Origin of the sequence: Candidatus Acidulodesulfobacterium acidiphilum, assembly GCA_008534395.1 — a bacterium.
In the GTDB taxonomy this organism is placed as follows: domain Bacteria; phylum SZUA-79; class SZUA-79; order Acidulodesulfobacterales; family Acidulodesulfobacteraceae; genus Acidulodesulfobacterium_A; species Acidulodesulfobacterium_A acidiphilum.
This window is the reverse complement of the sequence record SHMQ01000014.1, coordinates 1-17,536: the sequence shown is the minus strand read 5'-3', so window position 1 is coordinate 17,536 and position 17,536 is coordinate 1. Positions and strand designations below refer to the sequence as shown.

The 17,536-nt window shown below is 34.9% G+C and carries 20 protein-coding genes; 4 read left to right on the top strand and 16 right to left on the bottom strand.

Annotated features, from left to right (window positions below):
- The 8 genes from EVJ48_06025 to gcvT form a co-directional block, all read right to left on the bottom strand.
- Positions 1 to 879 carry a 5,10-methylenetetrahydrofolate reductase gene (locus EVJ48_06025; protein RZV38827.1) on the bottom strand — a complete coding sequence of 293 codons (879 nt, stop codon included), beginning with the start codon at positions 877 to 879 and terminating at the stop codon, positions 1 to 3.
- A 20-nt stretch (positions 880 to 899) separates the two neighbouring features.
- Entirely contained in the window at positions 900 to 1,979 is a 1,080-nt protein-coding gene (gene pheA / locus EVJ48_06020) for a prephenate dehydratase (protein ID RZV38826.1), read from the bottom strand.
- 87 nt (positions 1,980 to 2,066) lie between these two features.
- Positions 2,067 to 3,263, bottom strand: a complete 1,197-nt coding sequence (locus tag EVJ48_06015; GenBank protein ID RZV38825.1) for an MFS transporter — start codon at positions 3,261 to 3,263, stop codon at positions 2,067 to 2,069.
- Positions 3,264 to 3,290: 27 nt separating this feature from the next.
- Entirely contained in the window at positions 3,291 to 3,920 is a 630-nt protein-coding gene (locus tag EVJ48_06010) for an alpha/beta fold hydrolase (protein ID RZV38824.1), read from the bottom strand.
- Positions 3,921 to 4,165: 245 nt separating this feature from the next.
- Entirely contained in the window at positions 4,166 to 5,713 is a 1,548-nt protein-coding gene (locus EVJ48_06005; GenBank protein ID RZV38823.1) for a glycine dehydrogenase subunit 2, read from the bottom strand.
- Positions 5,706 to 7,163, bottom strand: coding sequence for an aminomethyl-transferring glycine dehydrogenase subunit GcvPA (locus tag EVJ48_06000; GenBank protein RZV38822.1), 1,458 nt, complete (start codon positions 7,161 to 7,163; stop codon positions 5,706 to 5,708). The genes EVJ48_06005 and EVJ48_06000 overlap by 8 nt, the downstream gene beginning before the upstream one ends.
- A complete protein-coding gene (gene gcvH / locus EVJ48_05995; protein ID RZV38821.1) occupies positions 7,156 to 7,551 on the bottom strand; it encodes a glycine cleavage system protein GcvH in 396 nt (131 codons plus the stop codon). The genes EVJ48_06000 and gcvH overlap by 8 nt, the downstream gene beginning before the upstream one ends.
- 95 nt (positions 7,552 to 7,646) lie before the next feature.
- Positions 7,647 to 8,837: a glycine cleavage system aminomethyltransferase GcvT gene (gene gcvT, locus EVJ48_05990; protein RZV38820.1), complete on the bottom strand. Its 1,191-nt coding sequence runs from the start codon at positions 8,835 to 8,837 to the stop codon at positions 7,647 to 7,649.
- Positions 8,838 to 9,195: 358 nt separating this feature from the next.
- On the opposite strand from gcvT, the gene EVJ48_05985 reads away from it, so the two are divergent.
- Entirely contained in the window at positions 9,196 to 10,434 is a 1,239-nt protein-coding gene (locus EVJ48_05985; GenBank protein ID RZV38819.1) for an HDOD domain-containing protein, read from the top strand.
- A 99-nt stretch (positions 10,435 to 10,533) separates the two neighbouring features.
- Here the strand turns inward: EVJ48_05985 and EVJ48_05980 are convergent, their stop codons facing one another.
- The 6 genes from EVJ48_05980 to EVJ48_05955 form a co-directional block, all read right to left on the bottom strand.
- On the bottom strand, positions 10,534 to 10,794 hold the full coding sequence (locus tag EVJ48_05980) for a DUF2442 domain-containing protein (protein RZV38818.1): 261 nt from the start codon (positions 10,792 to 10,794) through the stop codon (positions 10,534 to 10,536).
- Between the two features lie 19 nt (positions 10,795 to 10,813).
- Positions 10,814 to 11,074 carry a DUF4160 domain-containing protein gene (locus EVJ48_05975; GenBank protein ID RZV38817.1) on the bottom strand — a complete coding sequence of 87 codons (261 nt, stop codon included), beginning with the start codon at positions 11,072 to 11,074 and terminating at the stop codon, positions 10,814 to 10,816.
- Between the two features lie 245 nt (positions 11,075 to 11,319).
- Positions 11,320 to 11,748 (bottom strand): putative toxin-antitoxin system toxin component, PIN family, encoded by a 429-nt coding sequence (locus EVJ48_05970; protein RZV38816.1) that lies wholly within the window; start codon positions 11,746 to 11,748, stop codon positions 11,320 to 11,322.
- Complete coding sequence (locus tag EVJ48_05965; protein ID RZV38815.1) at positions 11,727 to 11,963, bottom strand: AbrB/MazE/SpoVT family DNA-binding domain-containing protein; 237 nt, start codon at positions 11,961 to 11,963, stop codon at positions 11,727 to 11,729. The genes EVJ48_05970 and EVJ48_05965 overlap by 22 nt, the downstream gene beginning before the upstream one ends.
- A gap of 269 nt (positions 11,964 to 12,232) precedes the next feature.
- Positions 12,233 to 12,568, bottom strand: a complete 336-nt coding sequence (locus tag EVJ48_05960) for a hypothetical protein (GenBank protein RZV38814.1) — start codon at positions 12,566 to 12,568, stop codon at positions 12,233 to 12,235.
- Positions 12,543 to 12,809, bottom strand: coding sequence for a hypothetical protein (locus EVJ48_05955; GenBank protein RZV38813.1), 267 nt, complete (start codon positions 12,807 to 12,809; stop codon positions 12,543 to 12,545). Before EVJ48_05955 ends, EVJ48_05960 begins: the two co-directional genes overlap by 26 nt.
- Positions 12,810 to 13,277: 468 nt before the next feature.
- Here EVJ48_05955 and EVJ48_05950 point away from each other — a divergent pair, with 468 nt between their 5' ends.
- The 3 genes from EVJ48_05950 (at position 13,278) to EVJ48_05940 (ending at position 15,358) form a co-directional block, all read left to right on the top strand.
- Entirely contained in the window at positions 13,278 to 13,643 is a 366-nt protein-coding gene (locus EVJ48_05950; protein RZV38812.1) for a dehydrogenase, read from the top strand.
- A 37-nt stretch (positions 13,644 to 13,680) separates the two neighbouring features.
- Complete coding sequence (locus tag EVJ48_05945) at positions 13,681 to 14,487, top strand: DUF481 domain-containing protein (GenBank protein ID RZV38811.1); 807 nt, start codon at positions 13,681 to 13,683, stop codon at positions 14,485 to 14,487.
- Positions 14,488 to 14,758: 271 nt separating this feature from the next.
- Positions 14,759 to 15,358, top strand: coding sequence for a hypothetical protein (locus tag EVJ48_05940; protein ID RZV38810.1), 600 nt, complete (start codon positions 14,759 to 14,761; stop codon positions 15,356 to 15,358).
- A gap of 31 nt (positions 15,359 to 15,389) precedes the next feature.
- Here the strand turns inward: EVJ48_05940 and EVJ48_05935 are convergent, their stop codons facing one another.
- On the bottom strand, positions 15,390 to 16,637 hold the full coding sequence (locus EVJ48_05935) for a hypothetical protein (GenBank protein ID RZV38809.1): 1,248 nt from the start codon (positions 16,635 to 16,637) through the stop codon (positions 15,390 to 15,392).
- Positions 16,638 to 16,913: 276 nt separating this feature from the next.
- Positions 16,914 to 17,536 (bottom strand): site-specific integrase (locus EVJ48_05930; protein RZV38808.1); only part of this gene is annotated, 623 nt, incomplete at its 5' end.

Genomic DNA, 17,536 nt, shown 5'->3' with positions numbered 1-17,536 from the left:
CTAAATGTCAAGCATATTCCGTAAAAAAAGCGGTATTTTATCTTCGATACCGAAAGCCATAACGTGTATTCCGTGAACCAAAGGTTTAAGTTCTTTTGCGGTTCTTGCGGCAATTTCGATACCTTTCTTCAGAGGGTCGGAGGCGTTTTCGAGTTCGTTTATAATCTCGTCGGTAATGTAAATTCCGGGAATAAATTTATTCATATAGCGTGCGGTTTTAGCCGATTTGAGTATATAAATTCCGGCGATAATTTTTATTTCTTTAAAACTTTTATAAAAATCGTAAAATTTTGCATACTTGTTTACGTCGAAAACGGCCTGAGTCTGAAAAAAATCGCATCCTGCGCTAATTTTTTTTTCAAATTTTATAAGCTGAGGTTCTAACGGCTCCGACTCAGGGTTAACGGCGGCTCCTATATAGAAATTAGTACGGCCGTTAAGCTTATTGCCGTTCATGTCCGTTCCGGCATTAAGCCCTTTTATTATTTCTATTAAATTAACGGAGTCGATATCGTAAACGGCTTTTGCATGTTTATGGTCGCCGAACGAAATATAGTCGCCCGTTAAGGCAAGAACGTTCTGCACTCCGAATGCCGCGGCGCCAAGCAGGTCGGATTCTAAAGCCATGCGGTTTCTGTCCCTGCACGTCTGCTGAAAAATAGGCTCTCCTCCGTTCTGTTTTATATAAATAGAACCGGCAAGAGACGACATTTTCATATTTGCTCCCTGATTGTCGGTAATATTGAAAGCCGTAATTATGTCTTTAAGCAAACCGTAATTATCTTTCATTTTTGAAAGGTCTGCGCCTCTTTCCGGCGATAATTCAGAGGTATAGACGAAAACGTTATTTTCTAAATTTTCTTTTAGTTTATTCGGCATATTTTTATTTTTTTTATTGCTTATATATTTTTTGCGGCAGATTCGTACGAACCGAGAATTTTAACGAATATAGTATATTCCTCGATGGATTTTAAAGCTTTTTTCAATTTTTCGTCGGATTCGTGGCATGTTACGTCTATAAAAAACAGATAATCCCAGTTATACTTTTTAGACGGTCTGGATTCTATTTTCGTAATGTTGATTTCGTTTTCATAGAAAGGCTTCAATATTTTAAAAAGAGCTCCGACCGAATTTTTTATAGAAAATAAAATAGAAGTTTTATCGTTGCCGGTTTTATGGGTTTTCTCGCCGTTTGAAATGATTAAAAATCTTGTAAAATTATTGCTGAAATCTTCTATATGCGGCAAAAGAACGTTTAAACCGTAAATTCTGCCCGCCGCTTCCGAAGCTATAGCCGCAGCGCCTTTTTCGTTAAACGCCATAATACAGGCGTCTGCCGTCGAAAAAGCATCTATAAGCTCTGCGTTTTTAAAATTTTCTTCCAGAAAATTCCTGCACTGCCCGAAAGCCTGAGGATGGGAATATATTTTTTTAATATTTTTAATATCGTTTTCTTTCGAAAAAAGAAAATGGCTTATGGGAATAACTTCTTCGCCTATTATCGTCACGTCGGAGTTTACGAACATATCGAACGTAGCGTTCACCATTCCCTCGATAGTGTTTTCCACCGGAACGACGCCGTATTCGGAAAGACCTTTGGAAACGGAATTAAAAACCTCCGGGATGGTTTTTACGGGCATTAACATCCTTGAAGTGCCGAACCTTTTTATCGCCGCAAGGTGCGTAAACGTTCCTTCGGGACCGAAATAGCTTATTCTTATACCCGCTTCAACCGAAATGCACGCTGAGATTATTTCCCTGAAAATACTCTGAAGGTGTTCGTCTTTTAACGGCCCTTCGTTATAGCTTATTACGTTCCTGTAAACCTCTCCTTCTCTTGACGGATTGTAGTATGCCTTGTTGTTCGACGATTTAATATGCCCGACTTTCAGGGCAATTTTTCCTCTTTTGTTAAGAAGTTCGACTAAATTTCTGTCGATATCGTCTATCTCTTTTCTTAATTTTTTCAGTTCTTCCATTTTAAATAATTTTATAATTTAATTTGTAATTTGAATGTCGAAAAATTAAGTTATTTTATACAATTTTTGTAAAAAATGCAAAATAATTTATTGTTTAATATATTTACCCGCCGCAAAAACCGCTATAAGGAAAACGGTTATTATACCGAAAACAAACCTTATAGAATAAATGCCCGCTATATAGGAAAGAAAAAACGGTCCTATTATGCCGCCCAAGTCGAAATTTGACTGATATATGGTATTGGCGGCCACCATATCTTTCATATCGACGGTTTCGGATATCCTCATAGTTCCTATGGGGAAAATAAGCGCATGCGGTATTCCGAATATTATTAGCGCGAATGCGTAAAAACCGATATTTTTTGAAAATACCATCAAGGCAAAAGACAGAACAGATATAAGTATTGATATATTTAAAATTTTAGTTTTATTTTTTATATTGGCTTTTTTAGTAAAATAAAGCAGAATTAATCTGGTTATAAGAGACGAAATAAAAAAAAGGGAAAATAAAAGAGTTATTTCAAAATATTTAAGATGAAAATTATTTCTTGCGAATACCCCGCCGAGGGCTACTACCGAAGCAAAGGCTATACTAAAAGAAGTATTATAGAAAATTACTTCCAGAAATCCACGGTTTTTAAATAATGAAGAGATAGAACCGCTTTTAGCAGATTTTTGGGAATTTTTATTTAAATCTTGAACATCGGGTTTTTCACCAAGTTTCTCTTTGATTACGCTTTTGCTCTTTAAATGAATTTTCAGCGCAAATAAAAATGCGGTTATCCCGAAAATGCTAAGCATGATATAAATCCATCGTATAGGCAGAACGGTAAGCAGGGCGGAACTTAAAAGCGGTCCGAAAACAAGCGCAAGACTTAGCATTAAAGAATATATGGTAAGATTTTTTTCTATTTCGGATTTATCCGAAACTAAATGGACTAAAGACAAAAGAAAAGGCATTATTATCGCCGTAGCAAAACCGGATATTACTACGAATATTAAAAATTCGGCATAATCCGTCGAAAAAAAATATCCGAGTATCGCAGCCGAAAACAATATAAGTCCGGCTATTACGAACTTTGAAACTGCCTGCGGCTTGATCCGTATGCTTACAAGATACCTTACGGAAAGAGTGCTTAATGCATAAACAGCCGTGGTAATTCCGACGTAAAAAAGATTTTTATCGAGAACGTATCTTACAAACAGCGGATTAATAGACTGTATAAGGTTGGTATTGGCCCTCTGCAACAATATAACCAAAAAAACGAAAATAATAGCGGGCATAATTTATCGGTTTGCTTAGTTTGCCGTTTACGCTTTTACCGCGCTTGAATTTCCCTCTTTAACGTAGGAAATAATTAAAGAAATTAGCTCCTCTTTGGCTTCAGTCGCAAAAATATTCTGCGCATGCGCCGAACCGTTGAAAAAATGAACGGTTTTGGAAGATTTAGTCATTGCATACATTTTTTTAATGCCGTCGGCAAACTTTTCTTCTTTCGAGCCTATATAGTGGATTGGAACGTCTATAAAATCTATTCCCTCGGTATATACCGGCGATAAAGCTATTACAGATTTTATTTCCGAAGGCTTATAAAGTTTAGACGCGTTTAAAATCGCCGCTCCTCCCATGCTCGAACCCAACAAAGAAATATTTTTCACGAAATCTAATCCCTGCATAAATTTAATCGCTCCTATAATGTCTTCGCCGTATGCATTTAATCCGGCACTTCCTTCTTTTGAATTTCCGTATCCCCTGAAATCAAACGTCAGGGAAGATATTTTGTTCTTTAACAACACGTCGCAGAGGTCGTAATAACTTTCTTTATTAAAAACTCTGCCGTGGGCAAGAATTACCGTATCCGGATAGGAACCGAATAAAGAACCGTATATATCGCCGCCGTCGGCGGCTTCAAAATTAACTTCTTTAAAATTCACGTTCATATAATTTTACCTCGACGAAATTAAACTATTTTTCTGAAAAAGGTGTCAGATTTTATTTTACGCATACGAAAAGAAACAATTAACGATAAAAGAAGTTGCGTAAAATTAATCTGACACCTTTTTCTAATTAAATTATTGTTTACGCATGTTTATAATCATTATAAAATATTTAAAAGGCGGCATATATTTATATTAATTATACCATAAATACGATAACATAATTTATTAATAGAAGCGAAATTTTATCAATACTTAAATATAGGCTGTTTATTTGCGAGGACTTCATTAACCCTGCCGACCTTAGTTTTTTGCGGCGACTTAGACGCTTTAGACTTTTTAGTCTTAAGTTTTATCTCTTTTACCGCTTTTATAAAATTATCCAAAGTTCTTATCGATTCGGTTTCGGTAGGCTCTATCATAATAGCTCCGTGTATATTTTTCGGAAAATAAACCGTTGGAGGATGAAAACCGTAATCTATTAAAATCTTAGCAAGTTCTATAGTGGATATTCCGCTTTCTTCAATCGATTTATCGCTAAAAACGCATTCGTGCATGCACAACCCTTCTTCAAAAGGGTCCGAACCGGATAGTATTTTGCCGAGTTTTTTCTTGACGTAATTCGCGTTAAGCACGGCAATTTCGCTAACGGAACCTATATTATCCCGCCCTAATGAAAGAAGATAGGCGTATGCCCTTATTAACACGGCAAAATTGCATAAAAAAGGCGTCATTTTACCTATAGAATTCTTCCTGTCTTCGGACAGCTCGTAAAGCTGATTTTCGGCGTCAAAATTTTTATCGTAATTCGATGTTTTTTTTCCGTTATTCGTAACGGCGGCGGTTTTCTTAATATAAGGAACGGGAAGGAATTCCCTTAAAGATTCTACGACGCCGAGCGCACCGCTTCCGGGTCCGCCTCCTCCGTGAGGAGTAGAAAAAGTTTTATGAAGATTAAGCTGTATCAGGTCTATTCCCATATCGGAAACTTTTACATTTCCAAGAAAAGCGTTAAAGTTTGCGCCGTCCATATAAACAAAAGAGCCGTTTTTATGCATAATTTCGGCAATTTTTTTTATGTCTTTTTCAAAAACGCCGAAAGTGTTCGGATTGGTTATCATAATTCCGGCGACGTCTTTTGAGATAAACTTTTTTAATTCTTCGGCGTCGAGCGTTCCCGCTTTTCCTGTTTTAATTTCTACGGGAGTGAATCCCGCAAGAACCGAACTTGCAGGATTAGTGCCGTGAGAACTGTCCGGAATCAATATGGTTTTTCTGTTTTCGCCTTTTAACTCAAAATATTTTTTGATAACTTTAAGTCCCGCAAACTCGCCCGCCGCACCTGCCTGAGGAGCGAAACTGAATTCCGCAAGTCCGGTAAGCCCGCATAAAATATCGTTAAAATCGTAAACTATTTTTAAAATCGGCTGAATTAAATTTGCCGGAGTTAAAGGATGAAGGTTTTTAATATTTTCAAGGGACGCTATTTTTTCGTTTATTTTTGGATTATACTTCATGGTGCAGGAACCAAGCGGGTAAAAAACTGTATCTACGCACATATTCCATGCCGACAGTCTGGTAAAATGCCTTACTACCGAGGGTTCCGATACTTCGGGAAGTCCGGGGGTATTTTTTCTGATATATTTAGAATCTATATATGCGCTTCCGTCTTTTCTTAAATCGGATTTTTTTAAGCCGCAATCGGGTATTCCGATACCGTTTACCCCTTTAGAACTTTGCTCTATCAGAGGGTCTTCGTCAAAAAAAATACCTTTTATTCCGGGAAATTTAGCCATTTAAAACCTCTTTTGCATTTTTTGCGTATTTTTCGATATCGCTTAAACGGATATTTTCGGTGGCGGATATTAAAACGGCGTTCTCCGAAAGGGCTATACCGGCTATAATATCTCTTGCCGCCATTTTTTCTATAAATTCCGACGCGGTAGTTTTATTATCAAGTTTTTTATTATGTTCATTTTTATTAGCCTTTAATTTCAGGGAAAATTCGTTAAAAAAATCTCCGTCGTAAAGCGGTTTAAATAAACCCGTCTTTAATAATTCATCTCTCAATATATGAGCAAGTTTAAGATTTAATAATGCTATATCTTTAAATCCGCTTTTAGAACATAAAGAAAGATATATTGCCGCCCTGACGGCGTTTAAAGAACTGTTGGTGCAAATATTGGACGTTGCGGCGCCCCTTCTTATATGCTGTTCCCTCGTCGAAAGAATAAAGGCGTAAGCGTCTCTATTATTACCGTCTTTAGTTTTACCGACGATTCTTCCCGGCATCTGTCTGACGTATTCTTTTTTTGCCGCAAAAAGACCTAAAAGCGGTCCGCCGAAATTCATATAGTTACCGAATGAATTCCCTTCTCCGGCAAAAATATCGGCGTTATAGAATCCGGGGGGATTAATTATGCCGAAACTGTACGGCTCCGTGGATGAGACTATAAAATACGGAGTATGTTCCGAATTTGATTCGGCAGTCGAATGTATAATTTTTTCGAGAGATTCTAAATCTTCTATTACTCCGTAATAATTCGGCTGTTGAATAACTACTGCCGGCACTCTGCCGCTTCCGTTCGAAAGCTTTTGTTTTAAGTCCGATATTTCCGTCCGTCCGGTTTCGGCGTTTAACTTTATTTTTTCTATTTTTACGCCGGTTCCGCCCGTAAAAGTTTTAATAACGGAATAATAATCCGGGTTTACTCCTTCGGAAACGAATACCGCGTCGTCGTTATGGTTTGCCGGTATATCGCGGTTTGCCGACGACAGCCTTAAGGAAGTCAATACCGCTTCAGCAAGGCTTTCCGCTCCGTCGTACATAGATGCGTTTACCACGTCCATACCGAGTATTTCTGCAATGAACGACTGAAATTCAAAAAGAGCAAAAAGCGTGCCCTGGCTTACTTCCGGCTGATACGGAGTATAAGGGGTATAAAATTCCGACCTCGATATAAGACTGTCTATAACCGACGGAACAAAATGATTGTAAATTCCTCCGCCGGAAAAAACGGCGGTTTTATTTTTTGACGGAATAACGCCGTCGATATCCGAAAATATCCTCCATAAAGCATTTTCATCTATACCGTCATTAAGAATATCCGACAAATCGCCGTCGCTGATTAAAGGAATATCTCCCAGTATTTTTTTGAAAAGCTCTTTTTTATCTTTAATGCCTAAAAAACGGTATAATTTTGCAATATCTTTTTTTGAATTAGGAAAGTAGCGGAAATTATTCATGATGTGAAGATTCCGCAAACGTCTTATATTTACCTTCGTCCATTAACCCTTCTGCATCCGAGTCGTTAGATATCTCGACTTCAGCTATAAAGCCGTCTCCTTTAGGATCCTGATTTATAAGTTCGGGAGTATCGTTTAATTTAGAATTTACGGAAATTATTTTAAGGTCAACAGGAGCGTAAATTTCCGAAACCGACTTAACGGATTCTATTTCTCCTATTTTTGCGTCTTTTTTATAAGTTTTTCCAACCTCCGGAAGAGAAACGTAAACTACGTCGCCGAGTTCCGACTGCGCAAAATCGGAAATACCTATGCGATATTTATTATTGGAACCTTTGCTTACCCATTCGTGCGATTTAGAGAAATAAAACGACCCGCTTTTAATCATTTTTAACCCCTTAGTTTAATATGATATTTTATAGCATTATTATGTATTATTATATTATTATAATCTTGCTCTTGCTTTTTTATTTCTAATTGCTTTTATTTTGAATTGCCGGTTTTGAGATTTTTATGGAAAGGCGGAGACACGACTTCGGCTTTTTCAAAATTTCCCCTGATATCTATGAAAAAATTTTTCAGGTATGAAAGATTTACTCCGGCATCGGAAATATAAGCGCTTCCTATTGGAAATTTGTTTGAAGGACTGTATGTTCCGCTTGCGATACAGCCGATAGGCTTAAGATTTTCGTCGAGTATTCTCTGCGAATGTCTTGGAATCTGTTTGCCGGAAAGTTTAAAGAAAATCAATCTTTTTTCTTTGTTTTTAATATTTTTTAGAGCCTCTTTTCCTATAAAATCTTTTGCGTCCGAAAGATACTTTTCAAGACCTGCGTCATAAGGGTTTATAGTTTCGTCGAGTTCGTGTCCGTAAAGGGGAAGCGCCGCTTCAAACCTTAAAGTATCTCTTGCTCCGAGACCGACTGGAAGAAGATTGGACAGATTGGAGTTTTGCAGAAGATAATTCCATAAAACAACCGTTTTTTCGGCAGGTATGAATATTTCAAACCCGAACTCGCCGGTATAGCCGCTTCTGGATATCATCGCTTCAACGTTTACGTCTTTAAATATCGCACAGCCGAATTCAAAATGTTTTAAATCTTTGATATTCTTAGGCTGGAACTTAAAATCGAATAATCCGCATTTTCCAATTTTAACGACTTCGCTTATAAGAGGATATATCAAATCCCTGGATTTTGGTCCCTGAACGGAAAGAAGTCCTATCTCGTCGCTTATATTTTGCACTGCGACGTCCTTGCCTTTTTTTTGAAATTCGTTCTGCACGTGACGAATCCATGCAAAATCCTTCTGCGTATTTGACGCATTCACTACCGCCGTATATTCGTCGTCGGAAAACTTAAAAACGGTAACGTCGTCGATAATTCCGCCTTTTTCGTTAAGAATTAACGAATATACTATCTCTCCGCTCCCTATTTTTGAAACGTCTGCCGTGAAGACGTAATCGACGAAAGAGGAAGCGTCTTTGCCTTTTATAGTTATTTCTCCCATATGGCTTATATCGAAAATACCCGAATTTTTTCGGACGTTTAAATGCTCTTCGATTATGCTTTTATAATAAAGAGGCATGTAAAAGCCCGCAAATTCGACTATTTTTGCTCCCATTTTAGCATGTTCGCTGTATAACGGCGTCTTCTTGATTTCTGAATTATTCATAATTATAATTATTGCACCTCTAAATTTATCTTGCTTTTTTATCCGGATTTTTATCCGGCGGCCGCCTAGTCCATTTTATAATTATTATAAATTAAACAAAAAAAATCAAGTTTATTTTACCGCTTTGCCGCATTTACCGCAAAATATCCAAAACATAAATCTCTCGATTTAAGCATGTTTTAATATGTTTAATTTTAGAAATAGATTAACGCGGATATAAGGTTTTTATAAAATTCTTTATAAATTTATAGATATTTTTATTGACTTATACTTAACAGTATTATATAAATGAATAAATTACGATAGATTAACTTAAATTAAATCATAAATATATAAATAAATCCGTGGTCGAGAAAAAGTGGATAAAGCTATTTTTATAGGCAGACAGCCTATCATAACCGCCGACAAAAGCATATTCGGTTACGAAATACTGTTCAGAAGCGCCGCCGAAGAAAATTTGTCCGGCGTATCGGTGTCGGATAATTTAAGCGCTACCGCTAACGTCCTTGAAAATATTTACGATATGGGGTTAAAAGCGCTTATGGGAGAAAATCCGGCATTTATAAACTTAACCCCAGATATTTTACAAAAAGACATGATAGGACTTTTGCCGAAAGATAAAATCGTGCTTGAAATTCTGGAAACAAGCACTATTGACGGCAATGCCGTTTCCGTAATAAAAGAATTTAAAAGCAAGGGTTTTAGAATATCTTTAAACAATTTCACGTACGACGAAGCATGGGAGCCGCTTCTTGAAACGGCGGATTACATTAAGCTGGATTCAAAGCAATACTCGAAGTCCGAAGTAAAAGAAATGCTAATGCTCCTTAAAGGCTACGGTGCGAAATTAATTTCGTCGAAAGTTGAAACAGACGAAGATTTTCATTTTTACAAAGGTCTCGGCTTCGACCTTTTTCAGGGCTATTTTTTTCAAAAACCGTCTATAGTTTCTTCGGTAACTTTAGACCCGGATTATGTAATACTTCTTAATATATTTAATTCTTTTCAGGCTAATGCCGATATAGAAGAAATAGAATCCCTTTTTAAAATGGCTCCCGACCTTATATACCGCCTGCTTGCGCTTATAAATTCGGTAGCTTATGAATTTATGGCAAAAATATCTTCGGTAAAACAGGCTATAGCTCTTTTGGGATACGATAACGTATCGAGATGGATACTTACGATTGTTCTTGCTTCCAAGAAAAGCGATTTCAGGTCTGACCCTTTATTGGAAAGCGCCGTGATAAAAGGCAGGATGATGGAAGACATATGTAAAAAATATATAAACAAAGCGCTTGCCGATAAAGCGTTTTTGGCGGGAATGCTTTCTTTGGTAAACGTCGCTCTTGGGATTTCAATTAAAGAACTGTTCGATAAAATTACTATCGATCCTGTTATTTATGAAGCGTTGGTAGAACATAAGGGAAAGGTTGGCGAACTGGCGGAATTTATGGACGCGTATAACGCGGCCGATTATAATTCGGCGGAAACCCTGCTTAAAAAAATAAATCCTTCCGCTTTGTTTTCCGACGTCCTCGAAATGAATACCAGCGCCTTGATGTATCTCGAAGAAGTAAAAAGATCAGGGTTAGTTTAAAATAAGCTTAAATCCGACGCCTTTAATTTTAAATAAATCCGACGCCTTTAATTCTATTATTGCCTTTTATTTCCCTTTTATTTTTTATTTATTTTTCGTTTATACGGAAGACCCGACATGCTCCGATATCTTATCATAAACTGATTCCGGTGCAATGTCCAATCCGTCAGGCCATGATAAAACAAAAAGTTCTTTATCTATATAAAATTTTAAAAAATAATTAAAATCGGAAAACCTCTTAAATACTCCGCCTTTTTTTATATAATCTTCCAGATCCACAATGCCTCGTTTTCCGTCTGCGAATGTTATTTCCAATTTATATCTATCGATATGTTTAGCTTCCTTAATATCGTAATACATAATTAATCCCTCGTTTTAGTTATTTTAAGGGTTCTATCTGAAAAAGACTTTTATTTTCTACTGCCATTTTCCAATTTTCCATAAGTTCATTTTTATGAATATTCGCCCATTCAACAACAAGCCCTAACGCCCTTGGAGGCAAATGTCCTTTTATAACCGCAAAATCTTCTATTTTTATAAGAGCGTCATAATCGCCGTATCTTGCATGAAAATGCGGCGGATTATGGTCGTCGTAGAATATAGATATAATAATTCCAAAAAATCTACTAATCTCGGGCATTTTTATAATTTGATTTTAATATATATATTTTTATTATATTATTTAATAATATATCTGTCAAAAAGTAAAGCAAGGAGATATAAAGTATGCCACTATTAAATAAAACAAAAACTCCCGACCACAACAAACGCAGTCGGGAGTAAAAAAATAAAATCAGACGCCTTTATTCACCATTATTATGACGCCATTATTATGCAACATATAAAAGATAGTATTAAATTTGTTGACTACTATCAACAAATTAGTTAAATTTTACATATGCTCAAAAACTCAGAGGGGGTAATAATTTTTACGTCTTTATAAGATTTTAAAGAGAGTAAATCCATATCTCCGCTAACTATTAAATCGGAGTCTCCCGAAATAGCGCAGGAAAGAAACTTATCGTCGTCTTCGTCGCGGCAAACATTATTAAGCGGTTCGGCAACATCTACAACTTCAAAATACGGTAAAATATAATCATTGATAACTAGAAATGTTTCGTTTTTTGTAAGGTGAAATTTCGGGTATTCTAATGTTCTTTGCAATTCTTTGAAAATTTCTTTTGAAATTAATGGAATAAATGATCCGTTTTCCCATAATTCGACGATTTTAGACAATTTGCCCTTAAAAAGCAGAGCGGATAGTATTACGTTGGTATCTAAAACAACCTTTTTTACTTTCCGCTTCTTGCCCATTTTATCCCGCCTTTTATATCATTTTCGGTAATTCCAAGTTTTTCCATTTTATCTCTAATACCGTTAAGGGTTGTATCGGCGGGAGAAATTTTTACGGGAATCAAAATAATTTTATTATCGTCTTTTTTAATATCAAAATAATCCACACCTTGAAATTTTAAAGCTATTTCTTTAGGCAGAGTAATCTGATTTTTAGATGTTTTTTTTGCAAGCATAATTTCTTATCTCCTTGTTATAAGGATATAATATAAACGGATTTTTTGCAAGACAAATAATTCCCTCTCATTATTATTTTTCCAAGAACGCGGGAATAAATAAATTTGACACCTTTTTTTATAAAGATAAAACTCCCGACCACAGCAAACACAGTCGGGAGTAAGATACGGAGGCGGGCGCTTATGAAAGCGAAGCTTTTATGCCCGCCGGAGTGAAATAAATCTTACACCTTTTTTGTTTTGTACCTGACACCTTTTTGTACTTAATTCTAAATTAGAGAGGAGATTTCTTTTATAATGGAAAAACAATCTATATTAAAATTTTCTTTGACTTTTTCCTTTACGTGTTTGTGATGAGGAAAAGTTACGATGCGACTATGATGCGGCGCATTATCCCATCTTAATATCAAGTTTTTATTTTCGTCCTGCCAGTGATAAGAATAGCTTCTTTCCTTTTCGTCCGTATATTCCCTGATAAATAGTTCAGTATTATTGATGATAATAGCTTTAATTTTTATATAAAAACCGTTTTCAAATGATTTGAAATCTAAAATTTCATAACTTTTTATCGATTTTGATTTATTGAGGCAATCTAATATTTCCACTCGATAAATCCTTTTCATCTTTTTTAAGTTTTTCCAATGTTTTTTTATATGCCTTCCATTCTATATAGTCATCCCATATCTCAAAATTTTCTTTGCCGTTTTTTGCGTCCTTCTCAAATTCTTCAAAATTTTTCCCGTATTTTTTTTTGAAAAGAGAAATGATTTCTTCTGTTTTATGAATCTCGTAAAATAAATTGGCATAAAATATATTTTTTATATCTTCTTTAGTTATAGTAAGCATTGAATACCTCTTTTACTTAATACATCATTAAACTTTTAATATTACATTTATATCACTGTTTAACGAAATAATCAAATTTCAAAAAAGGCAAAAACAAAAAATAAAAAATAAAAAAGGTATAAGATTTATTTATTCCTTCTGATAAAATTTAAAACGGTTCAAGGTATTTAATCTTTCTATTGTCGGATATTATAGCTTCCTTTTTTATAAAATCCTTTAATTCATCAATTAGCGGCTTCTTTATTGAAAAATTTAAAATAATAGTTAAAACAAAAACTCCCGATCGCGTCAAACGCAGTCGGGAGTAAGAGAATAAATAAATCTGACACCTTTTTTCTCTTTATCTACCTGCAATTAAAATATAATTCGTCTAAAATGTCGCTAACATAAGTTAAATATGATATAATATATTTATTAAATTTAAAAATGATTTATCAAAAAATTTTAAAAAAATTGGAGGTTTAATTTATGGAAAAAATTGATATTTTAAAAATAGCTTCTCTAAACGATTCTGATAGGGAAAAGACTATGCAGGAATTATTCAAAACGATGCTTTCAATGTCCGATGCCGAAAAAACGGCCGTACTAAAAGAGCTCGTAAAAGAAATGGCGGAAAAAGCATCCGATTCCCAATATTTAAATCTATGCATAACCAATTTAAAACTTGCCTCAAGTTTAGACGACGAAACTTTAAAAGCTTTTTTAAAACTAAGGATGAGCGTTTCTTCATCGCTTCCTAAAGATTTAGCGGAGCGCGACATGAAATTTATAAAAGAAGGATTAGGAAAGGCCGACGAAAATACGAGGGCAAAAATAAGCAAATTTTTACAATAAAAAAATAATTAAATTATAAAACTTCAAAAATTTTTTATTGCATTTATTAAGAAAAATAAGTTTAAAAATTAAATATATATGTTTGCATAATAAATATGGGCGAATTCTGGCTATATTCACGGTAATTCTGACTATATTTAATTTTTCGTTGTTTAATTTAATACCCGTTAAAAATGTTTTCGCTATAAATTCATTCAAAAATATTAAAATAGGTCTTAGTTTAGGTCTGTCTAACACTACGGGGACGATTCCGTCGATAAGTTTAAATACTAGAAATTATATAAAATATATTGACAAAAAATCTAAATGGCGGCATGTATTCAGATTTAATTATACCTATATAGAGGCGTACAGCGAACTTAGCTATTTAAGATTGGTTTTACAGGAATATTCAAAATATAAATTTAATAATTGGCTTTATTTTTTTGGCAAGGAAAGATACGACAGAAACATATCTACCGGCTTTGAATATGTAATTAACGAAAATATAGGCGCCGGCGTAAAATATAAAATATCTGATAATTCAAATATTTTTTTAGAATTAGGACCCGGACTAAGACAAGAAAAAATTATAGACGGACAATACTACGGAAGCTTCTCGTCGATTTTCGACGCCAAATATTATTATAAAATAAATAAAAATTTAAAATTTAAAGAAAAACTAACCGCGTATATAGCAAACAAGGGAGGCGATTCTTATAGTTCTTTCAGCGAATTATCCACCAGAATAGAAAGAAATTTATACCTCGTGTTAGAGTATGAAATCGATTATCAGACGATAACCACATATGGATTTAAACCGTTCAATACAATTTCAAGCGCAAATATTAAAGTAAAATTTTAAATTTAATTAATTATATCTCGACAAAAAACAGGGAATAAATAAACGCCTTTAATTTTTTAATTTACTTTAGCGAAGCTTTTATGTCAGCCGGAGTGAATAAAACTGGCACCTTTTTTGCTTTTTTTAACCTAAATGTAACATAAATTTAATATATTTGTAACTAATTTGTCATAATCCTGTAACAATAGCCGTGTTATTATATTTATGATTATATATTTTATAAATATTGAAAAATTTAGTTTAGGTGTTATAATAAAAGGAGAAATAAACGATGGAAGAAATTAAAAAAAGCGAAGATTATATGAATATGAGCATGGCTATATCTCCCGAAAAATATTTTGACAGCAGGTTCGACGGTCAGGAGAAGCTTTTCACCGAAAAGTTTAATTCCCTCCAGACCCAAATAGAGACTTTATCCGATAGATTAGGTTCCGAAATTTCGAGGCTTGACGATAAAATAGAAACAGAAGTCAGCAGGCTTGAAAGTAAGATAACACCTGAAGTCGATAGGCTTGACGCTAAAATAGAAACTAAATTTCAGGAGCTCGATAATAAAATAGAAACTAAATTTCAGGAGCTCGATAATAAAATAGAAACTAAATTTCAGGAGCTCGATAATAAAATAGAAACTAAATTTCAGGAGCTCGATAATAAAATAGACTTTGAAATAATCAGCCTTAAAGAAAACGAAATTAAAAATCTAAACGATAAAATGGACGCAGGATTTAAAGCGCAGAGCGAAAAATTTGAAGCCAAGATAGATGCTTTGGATAAAAGACTCACCTTCGGATTTACCGTAATATTGTCGGTACTCGGCGTTTTAACTGCGGTACTCGGTGTTTTGGTAACGCTGCATTTTATAGGACGATAGACGATAAATCGGAAAAATAAATCTGATGCTTTTACGGCATAATCCCGTTTTTATAAACCATTATTACGTACGGAGCGAGCGTTCCGCTTCCGCTTGACCTTCCGTAAGCTTTGCCGAGCGTCCCTTGAAAATCTTCTATATAAATTTTTGAAGGTTTGCCGAATGCTTTTATTACGGACTGCCTGTTAAACCATATAAAATGTTCCGTATAAATTACAAAAAATCCTTTCTTCTTATACCAATTCTTATTGCACAGCCATCTGTAAGGAACTATTCCGTTGCTGCGCTCTATTAACTGCCTGACTTTTACTTTATTTCTTGTTTCAAGCGTAATTATAGAACTATCCCAATAACTTCCGTAACCGTATGTCAAATTATGGCTTATCAGCCACTTTCCCAAAGGTCTTACGGGGCTTTTAGGAATAACGGCTAATGAATTTAACGTAAAAGAAGCGGCGTAAATCGTAAAAACGAAGGCTGCCGAAATTTTTAAAAGAAGAGGTTTTACGGTTTTATTTTTCATAAAGCCGTTTATTACGTATCTAAAGTTTCTTACGGCGAGAATAAATCCAAAAACGGCTACCGGCGTTAAATATCGTGAAGAAGCCTTATGTATAGGAATTTGACTCATTAAAAAACCTAAAGACATAAATAGCATTCCGCCTAAAAGCAATAAATCTAAAAAATATTCTTCGTTTAATTTTTTTGCTTTTTTAACGGCGCTTTTAATTCCGTAAATCAATATAATCAAACCGGTAATTTTAAAAATTTCTATAAATGTTTTTAAAGAAAAAAGATATCTGCCGAATACTTTTATTCCTAAAAGATTTAACATTCCGTTTATATAAAAATAAAAGTTTTTTGGGAAAAATTTTAAACGGACGAAAGCTATGGCAAGTCCCGAAGGAACCGTCGTAAATCCGCCTGCGGATTTAATTGCGAAAAAAATTAATTCTTTAAGCAGATAAGCCGCCATTACCGATAAAATTATAAACATATATCTGCGTATATTATGATAATTATAATTTCGACTTTTTTCAATTTTGCTAATCTCTTTAACGATAAAAACAATGCTTAAAACGACAAGCGGAACTCCGCAAATTACGACGTTTACGTTATCGTTTGCAAAACCGGCGGTTAAAACTATAAAAGCCGCTGCTAAAAATAAATAAGATAAACGCGAAGCCGTTTTTAAAAATTTATTAATTAATAGGAAAACTAAAAGAGAAACGATAACGGCGGAAAGATGCGTACCTTCCTGAAGCGCCCAGAATGCCAAACCTCTTGAAGGAAATACCAAAAAAATTATGAATAAAAATAAGCCGGTTTAAAATATTAAGCCGGCGTTGCCGTTTACTTCGTCTTTTTCACGCGGAATATAAAAATAAGCGGTTAAAATAAAAACGGCATATAAAAAGACCGGAACCGCGTGCATTATCAGCGGTCTAAAACCAAGCAGTTTAACGAATACAGCATTAACAAACATATCTATGGAATAAGCTACGTCAATAGGGCAGCCTAATTTCCTTCCGTTTTAATAAATAAAATCAGCAACTTATAAATCTTCAACTTTTCCCTTTTCCTCAAACTGTGACAAAAATGTGACATTTTCAAAAATATCTACGGCTTTTCTCAGGTGCGCAGGCGACAGGTGGGCATATCTTTGCGTCATCTTAATGCTCGTATGCCCGAGCAGTTCCGAAACCGAGCTAATATCGACTCCCGCCATAACGAGTATCGAAGCAAACGTATGCCTCAAATCGTGGAACCTGAAATTCTTTATGCCGGACTTTTTTAACGCGCTTTGAAACCCTTCCGTAACGTTCTTGTAAGGCTTTTGTTTATTATTATAAAATACGTAAGGAACGCGCAGATGCCTCGGCAAAGAGCTAAATAGTTTAACCGTTAAATTATTCATCGGTATTTCCCGCCTTTCGCCGTTTTTTGTCCTGTCGAGTAAAATTAATCTGTTTTTTAAATCCACCCTGTCCCATGTCAAGTGCAGGATTTCCGATTTACGCATACCGGTATTTAAAGCCACTAAAACTATCGGTTTTAAATGCGGCGGACAGTTTGAGATTAAGACTTCTATTTCTTCTTTGGTCAGATACCTTAGGATTTTATTTGTGCCGGTTAGGTTTTTAACCCTTCTTACCCTTTGCAAAGCGCTTTCGTCGA

Excerpts from the sequence above, each read along its gene's own strand:
- EVJ48_06025 (RZV38827.1), bottom strand. The coding sequence starts at position 879 with ATGCCGAATAAACTAAAAGAAAATTTAGAAAATAACGTTTTCGTCTAT.
- pheA (RZV38826.1), bottom strand. The coding sequence starts at position 1,979 with ATGGAAGAACTGAAAAAATTAAGAAAAGAGATAGACGATATCGACAGA.
- EVJ48_06015 (RZV38825.1), bottom strand. The coding sequence starts at position 3,263 with ATGCCCGCTATTATTTTCGTTTTTTTGGTTATATTGTTGCAGAGGGCC.
- EVJ48_06010 (RZV38824.1), bottom strand. The coding sequence starts at position 3,920 with ATGAACGTGAATTTTAAAGAAGTTAATTTTGAAGCCGCCGACGGCGGC.
- EVJ48_06005 (RZV38823.1), bottom strand. The coding sequence starts at position 5,713 with ATGGCTAAATTTCCCGGAATAAAAGGTATTTTTTTTGACGAAGACCCT.
- EVJ48_06000 (RZV38822.1), bottom strand. The coding sequence starts at position 7,163 with ATGAATAATTTCCGCTACTTTCCTAATTCAAAAAAAGATATTGCAAAA.
- gcvH (RZV38821.1), bottom strand. The coding sequence starts at position 7,551 with ATGATTAAAAGCGGGTCGTTTTATTTCTCTAAATCGCACGAATGGGTA.
- gcvT (RZV38820.1), bottom strand. The coding sequence starts at position 8,837 with ATGAATAATTCAGAAATCAAGAAGACGCCGTTATACAGCGAACATGCT.
- EVJ48_05980 (RZV38818.1), bottom strand. The coding sequence starts at position 10,794 with ATGTATTACGATATTAAGGAAGCTAAACATATCGATAGATATAAATTG.
- EVJ48_05975 (RZV38817.1), bottom strand. The coding sequence starts at position 11,074 with ATGCCCGAGATTAGTAGATTTTTTGGAATTATTATATCTATATTCTAC.
- EVJ48_05970 (RZV38816.1), bottom strand. The coding sequence starts at position 11,748 with ATGGGCAAGAAGCGGAAAGTAAAAAAGGTTGTTTTAGATACCAACGTA.
- EVJ48_05965 (RZV38815.1), bottom strand. The coding sequence starts at position 11,963 with ATGCTTGCAAAAAAAACATCTAAAAATCAGATTACTCTGCCTAAAGAA.
- EVJ48_05955 (RZV38813.1), bottom strand. The coding sequence starts at position 12,809 with ATGCTTACTATAACTAAAGAAGATATAAAAAATATATTTTATGCCAAT.
- EVJ48_05950 (RZV38812.1), top strand. The coding sequence starts at position 13,278 with ATGGAAAAAATTGATATTTTAAAAATAGCTTCTCTAAACGATTCTGAT.
- EVJ48_05940 (RZV38810.1), top strand. The coding sequence starts at position 14,759 with ATGGAAGAAATTAAAAAAAGCGAAGATTATATGAATATGAGCATGGCT.